General features: G+C 31.1%; 4 protein-coding genes. All 4 read left to right on the top strand.

Annotation, left to right across the window (positions count from 1 at the left end; translation table 11 throughout):
- Window positions 1-1,581: transketolase (gene tkt, locus ACJDTP_RS06475; protein ID WP_406760799.1), on the top strand; the 1,581-nt coding region annotated here is incomplete at its 5' end.
- 327 nt (window positions 1,582-1,908) lie between these two features.
- Window positions 1,909-2,532 carry a DUF4867 family protein gene (locus ACJDTP_RS06470; protein WP_065418842.1) on the top strand — a complete coding sequence of 208 codons (624 nt, stop codon included), beginning with the start codon at window positions 1,909-1,911 and terminating at the stop codon, window positions 2,530-2,532.
- Window positions 2,533-2,822: 290 nt separating this feature from the next.
- Window positions 2,823-4,295, top strand: coding sequence for an L-fucose/L-arabinose isomerase family protein (locus tag ACJDTP_RS06465; RefSeq protein WP_406760798.1), 1,473 nt, complete (start codon window positions 2,823-2,825; stop codon window positions 4,293-4,295).
- Window positions 4,296-5,392: 1,097 nt separating this feature from the next.
- Complete coding sequence (locus tag ACJDTP_RS06460) at window positions 5,393-6,061, top strand: GntR family transcriptional regulator (RefSeq protein WP_406760797.1); 669 nt, start codon at window positions 5,393-5,395, stop codon at window positions 6,059-6,061.
- Window positions 6,062-6,211: the final 150 nt, after the last annotated feature.

The following is a 6,211-nucleotide window of genomic DNA, read 5'->3' as shown; positions in this document are numbered from 1 at the left end:
TTCAATAAACCAGATTATAGCGTAGTTGATCACTATACATATGCTATAGTTGGAGACGGATGCCTTATGGAAGGTATCTCAGGAGAAGCATCTTCTCTTGCTGGAACTTTAGGTCTTGGAAAATTAGTTGTATTATATGATTCAAATAATATTTCAATTGAAGGAAATACAGACATAGCATTTAGAGAAGATGTAGCTAAGAGATACGAAGCTTATGGATGGCAAGTATTAAATGTAGCAGATGGAAATGATATAGATGCAATAGAAAAAGCAATAGAAGCAGCTAAAGCAGAAACAACAAAACCATCTATTATAATAGTTAAAAATCAAATTGGTTTTGGATGCCCAGCAAAACAAGGAAAAGCTTCAGCACATGGTGAACCTTTAGGTGCAGAGAATGTAACTGCTATGAAGGAAAACTTAGGCTGGAAGACAGAGCCTGCATTCTACGTACCAGACGAAGTGTACACAAATATGAATGAACACATAGCAAAAGGTGAAAAGACTGAAGAAGCTTGGAATGAGTTGTTTAAAGCATATGCAAAAGCTTATCCAGAACTTGCAGCAGAATATACTAAATGGATGAGTGGAGAACTTGATAAAGAAGCTTTATTAAACAACGAAGAACTTTGGAGCTTTGATAAAGAAATGGCTACAAGAGAATCTTCAGGAATAATGATAAATAGATTGGCTAAACTAATTCCAAACTTTATCGGAGGATCAGCAGATTTAGCTCCATCTAACAAAACTCATATGAACGATAGAGGAGATTTCTCAGCAGAAGATAGAAGTGGATCAAACCTTCACTTTGGAGTTAGAGAACATGCTATGGCAGCTATCGCTAACGGAATGTATGCTCATGGTGGACTTAAAGTATTCTGTGCAACATTCTTTGTATTCAGTGATTACATGAAAGGTGCTATGAGATTATCAGCTCTTATGAATCTTCCAGTAGCTTATGTTTTAACACATGATAGTATTGGAGTAGGGGAAGATGGACCAACTCATGAACCAATAGAACAATTAGCAGCTCTTAGAAGTATGCCAAACATGACTGTATTTAGACCAGCAGATTCAAAAGAAACTGCAGCAGCTTGGTACTACGCTGTAACTAATGGAACTACTCCAACATCACTAGTATTAACAAGACAAAAGTTACCACTATATGATGGATGTCCTAAGAGAGCATTAAAGGGTGGATATATCTTAAAAGATTCTAAGAAAGAAACTCCAGATGTACTTTTAATGGCATCAGGATCAGAAGTAGAATTAATCTACAAAGCAGCAGCTGAATTAGAAGCTAAAGGTATAGATGCAAGAGTTATCAGTATGCCATCATTTGAATTATTTGATGCTCAAGATGAAGCTTATAAAGAATCAGTTATGCCAAATAAAGTTCGTGCTAGAGTTGCAGTAGAAGCATTAACAAGCTTTGGATGGCACAAATATGTAGGTCTTGATGGAGATGTTATATCTTTAGATACTTTTGGAGCATCAGGTAAAGCAGAAATCCTATTCGAGAAATTTGGATTCACTGTTGAAAATGTTGTTGAAAAGGCTATTAGTGTAGCAAAGAAATAGAAGTTACAGTAATTAAATCTACGATTATAGTAGAGAAAATTTAGCGATTATAGTAAAACTTTAGAAAAATAGATTTAACCTTAAAATATTAATAAATATAGCGAAACAGATATAAAAAGATTTGGATTAAAAGTGTGTAAATTAATTAATCTATAAATATATTAAAACCAATTTATTCATTATTATAAAAGTTAAAATTATTAAAAGATATGTATAAAGATGTGTGAAAAGATTAGTGTGAAATTATGTAACTACAATAATAAATCATTGGTTAGAAATATATTTATAGATTTTTAATAAATGTATATTTAAGAAAGGGAGATTAATATGATTATTAAAAATGTTAATGATAAAGAGTTTAAAAAGTATGGACAAGTACTAAAAAACTATGATTGTACAGAAATAATCGAAAAAATGAAAAGTACACCACTACCAGAAGATGTAATATATGAACCATCAATTAAGGAACTTGAAGAATTAGCTATAGCTAAAGAGTTACAAGATAGAGAATATGGAGAATTACCAATACAAATAGGATACTGTAATGGTAACAACTATATGTTAAATGCAGTAGAATATCATCGTTCATCTGAGATTAATATCGCAGCAACTGATCTTATATTACTTATAGGAAGTCAACAAGATATTGAAGACGATTACTCATATGATACATCTAAAATTGAAGCTTTCAAAGTTCCAGCTGGAACTGCAATTGAAGTATATGCAACTACTCTTCATTATGCACCTTGTAATGTAAATGAAGAAGGTTTTAGATGCGTTGTAGTTCTACCAAGGGATACAAATTTACCTTTAGAAAACAAGGTTGAAAAAAGTGGAGAAGATGCATTATTATTTGCTAGAAATAAATGGCTAATTGGTCACAAGGATACAGATTTAGGTGAACAAGGAGCATTTATAGGGTTAGTTGGAGAAAATATCTCAATAAAATAGATTATAAATAGAAATTAAAATCCATAATTTTGTTTTGAATCTAAGCAGACATATGGACTCTATGATTTAAATATGTTTGCTTATTATATAAATCAGCAAAGAAATATAGCTGATATTTACTTGATAATAATAAATTTAAATAAACTATAAGAAGACTTAATAAGCATAAAAATTATTAAATAAACTATAAGAATAAGCTATAAGAATAAACTATAAGAAATAAGAAAGACATTATAAATTAAATAATTAAATGAAATGAAAAGATCAGAGTAAAATGGAGGAATTAGACAATGAATAATATACCACAAGTAAAATTAGGAATTGTTGCAGTAAGCAGAGATTGTTTCCCAATGGAATTATCAGCAAATAGAAGAAAAGCAGTAGTAGAAGCTTTTAATGGAGAAATTTTTGAATGTCAAACAACTGTTGAAAATGAAAAAGATATGAGAAAAGCTTTAGCTGAAGTTAAAGAAGCTGGAGTAAACGCATTAGTTGTATATTTAGGAAACTTTGGTCCGGAAACTTCAGAAACTTTACTTGCTAAAGAATTTGATGGACCAGTTATGTTTGCAGCTGCTTCAGAAGAAAGCGGAGATAATTTAATAGGCGGACGTGGAGATGCATATTGTGGAATGTTAAATGCTAGCTACAATTTAGCTTTAAGAAACATTAAGGCATACATTCCAGAATATCCAGTAGGAACAGCACCAGAAGTTGCAGGAATGATTTCTGAATTTGTACCAGTTGCTACTGCATTATTAGGATTAAAGAACTTAAAGATAATTTCTTTTGGTCCAAGACCTCAAGATTTCTTAGCTTGTAATGCACCAATTAAGCAATTATACAATTTAGGTGTTGAAATAGAAGAAAATTCAGAACTAGATTTATTTGCTGCATTTAATGCTCATAAAGATGATCCAAGAATTCCAGATGTTATAGCTAGCATGGAAAAAGAATTAGGTGAAGGAAATAAAATGCCTGGTATCTTACCAAAGCTTGCTCAATATGAAATTACATTATTAGACTGGATGGAAGAACATAAAGGTTCAAGAGAATACATCGTATTTGCAAATAAATGCTGGCCTTCATTCCAAACACAATTTGGATTTGTACCATGTTATGTAAATAGCCGTTTAACAGCTATGGGAATCCCAGTATCATGCGAAGTTGATATTTATGGTGCATTAAGTGAATACATCGGAACTTGCATAAGCCAAGATGTTGTAACATTACTTGATATAAACAATACAGTTCCAGCTGATATGTACGAATCAGAAATTAAAGGTAAATTTAACTATTCATTAAATGATACATTTATGGCATTCCACTGTGGTAATACAGCAGCTTGTAAATTAACATGTGGAACAATGAAAAACCAAATGATTATGGCAAGAGCCCTTGAACCAAATCAAGAACCAAATATAACTAGAGGAACACTTGAAGGAGACATAGTACCAGGAGATATTACATTCTTCAGATTACAAAGTAATGCAGATGCAGAACTTACAGCTTATGTAGCAGAAGGTGAAGTATTACCAGTTGCAACTCGTTCATTTGGAGCTATAGGAGTATTTGCAATTCCTGAAATGGGAAGATTCTATCGTCACGTATTAGTAGAAGGCAGATATCCTCATCATGGAGCAGTTGCATTTGGACACTTTGGAAAAGCTGTTTACAACTTATTTAGATATTTAGGTGTTAAAGAAGTTGGATTCAATCAACCAAAAGGTATGATTTACAAAACTGAAAATCCATTTGCATAGTTTAAAATTTATGCAATAATCCACCGAAAGAAGAAACATTGTTATTTCACAGGACTATGAAAATCTCGCTGAAAGTGCTAAATTGCAGGTTGCACCACTAATGCTTGCTCCCAATTTCATTGTGACAAGCGTTAATGGAACAACCTACAATTAAGAACTTTTAACAGCTAATTTTCAATGCCTGCTGCATAAAAATGTTTCTGCTTTCTAGTTAGGATATATTTCATAGTGTAGATCTAACTTATAATTGGTCTGTTTATAGGGTTCCATATTCATAACACTACATATCTACTGTTTCAATTTACTAAATAACAGCGATATTGAAATTTCACAAGTTTGAATATCATTGTGGAATCCTGTATAGATAGCACAATAATAAACTACGCTTAGGCTATGAAATATTTTCTAACCAGAAATGAGTAATATACTTTTGTGGAATGTTTCATTGGTAATTTTGATGGGTGTGATTCTTAATTGAAATTCCAAATCTACGATTTGGTCAATTGAAATTACTCAGTGAACGAAGTGAGTCGAGTTTCCTTTGAACTATTCCAAATGTGCTAGTTCAAAAAGTGAGAATCGAAATTTTATATTTCGTTCTTCGAACTTTCTCTGTGAGCGCTTGTTCTTTGAGGCTAGCACTTTGGGTGCAACTTTATAGCCTTAGAATCACCCATCATAATTACTTAGAAACTGGAACAAAAGTATGTTATTCATTTCGGTGAGGTATACGCATAAGTATAGATTATAGTGGTTTATCTATAGAGATAAGTTCTTAGCATGTAATTAATTCTGTTTATATAAAGATATAGGCTGAAAGTATAATATTTATAGCTTTCAGCTTTTGTTTTATGTATTTTCTTAGAACGCACATAAAGGGGGCTCTAGATTTATTTGTTATTAATTGTTAAATTCTCAATATATCAATAAGTTTTGTGTTAGATATAAAAAAATATCAATAAAATATTGACAAATGGTAGTGTTAAAGATATAATTAGACATAGATAAAGCAATGGAGCATTTATTTTATATAGGTGTTTTATTGCTTTTTTTTATTTATTATTGCTGATATATCAGTAGGATTTCAATGAATTTCAGTGAAAGGAGAGATAAATCTGTGTCAAGCTGAAAAGTCGTATGCTAAAGAAATATATAAGCAAATTAAGTTAGATATTTTGAACCAAAGAATAAAGGATGGCGATTTTCTTACATTATCAGAACTGGCAGATAAGTACAATGTGAGTAAAACACCTGTAAGAGATGCGCTAGGAGCCTTAGAAATTCAAGGATATCTTAAATCTTTACCTAGAAAAGGTTATTTAGTAAAACCTATAACACAGAAAAATATAAGAGAATCTTTTCAAATGAGATTTATTTTTGAAAAAGTAGCTGTAAGTTTAGCAGTTAAACTGGCTAGTGATTCGGAATTGCAAAATATAATGCAATTAGCTGAGAAATTTCCAGAAGTCTCGCAGGAAAATGAGATTACACGGTTTAATGAGTTAAACGATATGTTTCATATGTCCATTATAAAGGCAACTCACAATTCTCTTCTAATTGAAATGTGTGAAGGGGTTATGGAAAATTTATCACGGATACTAATGACGGACAGCAAACATTTAGAGTTTGTGAATGAAAAAGAAGAACATATAAATATAGCAAGAGCGCTGATTCACAGAGATAGTAAAAATGCAGAAAAACTAATAACGGAGCATCTTCTACATTTGGAATCAAGAGTAAATACTAATGAAAGTATTATAGTATAAGAAGTAAAATTTAGGGTAAGCTTTCAGTTAGAAGAAGAGTTTTGCTTTTTGAATGTAAAGGTATGATAAGAACTTCTATATTTAAAAGAATGTGTAAAAATTTTAACTTATTATAAAAATAAGAATTATTAATAAAGATTTTTTAAATTA

The sequence above is a fragment of the Candidatus Clostridium helianthi genome, from assembly GCF_045310795.1.
GTDB classification, from domain to species: Bacteria; Bacillota; Clostridia; order Clostridiales; family Clostridiaceae; genus Clostridium; species Clostridium helianthi.
The sequence above is the reverse complement of the archived record's forward strand: the minus strand, read 5'-3'. Positions and strand labels throughout refer to the sequence as shown.